2 protein-coding genes are annotated in these 1319 nt (G+C 74.3%); both read right to left on the minus strand.

Annotated elements, in window-relative coordinates:
- Window positions 1-106: 106 nt before the first annotated feature.
- Window positions 107-643: a phage tail protein gene (locus tag FNQ90_RS22650; RefSeq protein WP_182608049.1), complete on the minus strand. Its 537-nt coding sequence runs from the start codon at window positions 641-643 to the stop codon at window positions 107-109.
- 17 nt (window positions 644-660) lie between these two features.
- A partial coding sequence (locus FNQ90_RS22655; protein WP_182608048.1) for a putative baseplate assembly protein occupies window positions 661-1319 on the minus strand: 659 nt, incomplete at its 5' end.

Genomic DNA, 1319 nt, shown 5'->3' on the forward strand with positions numbered 1-1319 from the left:
GACGGCTCCGCCGACGGACGGCGCCACTCCAGCACGGCTCCGCACGCCTCGCAGAACGACTGCCCCGGTTCCGCCCGGGTGCCGCAGTCGGCGCAGTTGTGAGCGGTCATGTCTCCAAGCTCCTCTCGATGGCCGACACCTGGACCGTGTACGGCATGTGGGCGGGACGGGCCGCGGCGACGAGCGCGTCGAGCCGGTGTTCGTCGGACGGGGAGGGGTCGGGCAGTCGCAGGTGGACGTGGAGGCGGGGCCGGGCCTCCCCCGGTATCGGGCCGAGCGGCCGGGCACTCCAGGCGGCGGCGCCGCTCTCGGTGATCTCGGGCTCCGCGCCGAACGCCAGCCGTACCGCCTCGAACAGGCCGCGTCGGGTGCCGCGGATGCGGTGCAGGTGGACGGCGGCCGCGACGGCGGCGCGCAGTCGGTGGTCCTCCTCCAGCCCGTCGGTCTCGGCACCGACCCAGGTGCCCACCCAGCGGACGAAGTCCACGGGGGCGAGGTGGGGGTCGAAGTACGCCTCCAGGCAGTCGAGTACGCCGAGGATCGGTGCGAGCACCTCGTCCAGGCCGGCGACGAAGCGTTGCGCCAGGTCGTCCTCGACGAACACGGCCGGCAGCATGGCACCGATCGGCATGGCGGAACCCATGCCGTCGACGGAGCCCCTCACGTGTCGTCCCCGATCACGCGCACCCGGTGGTCGAAGGAGAACGGCAGGGCCTCCGCCCGCAGGTCGACCCGGTCGGTGCCCTCGCCGCGTTTCCCGGAGATCGGGTCCGCCGGGTGCAGCGTCACCCGGTCCACCAGTTCCACGCCCGGCACCCGCTGGAGCACCGCGAACAACTCCCCGGCCTGGATCGGTCGGCCGAACGGCCACCCGCGTCCGTCGACGCCGCCGGTGAGGGGGTCCAGGTGGCGGTGGAGCGCGTCGTGGGTCTCCCGGCGCACGCGGTCGGTGTCCGTGCCCCGGAAGGCGTGGACCGTCGCCACCACCGTGACGCCCTGGTAGTAGGGCGGTCCGACCGCCAGTCGGGTCCCGATCGGGCGCCGCTCGTCCAGGTGGCGGGTGATCCGGCTCAGCAGCGCGTCGTCGGGCACCAGTTGTTCGAAGCGCAGTCGTCCGTCGGGGTCGGGGACGGCCTGCGGCACCACCAGCACCCGCACGGCGTACGCGCCGTGTTCGTCCCGGTCGCCCTCCAGGCAGGTGATGCGCGCGGTGTCGGGGGCGGCGCGGCGGGCCAGTTCCTCGTAGTCCCGCAGGGTCACCGCCCGCTCCTGGGCGCGCAGGGTGATCGGCGCGCGGAGCCTGGCCTCCTCCACCGTCT

It is taken from the genome of Streptomyces alkaliphilus, from assembly GCF_014141535.1.
GTDB classification, from domain to species: domain Bacteria; phylum Actinomycetota; class Actinomycetes; order Streptomycetales; family Streptomycetaceae; genus Streptomyces; species Streptomyces alkaliphilus.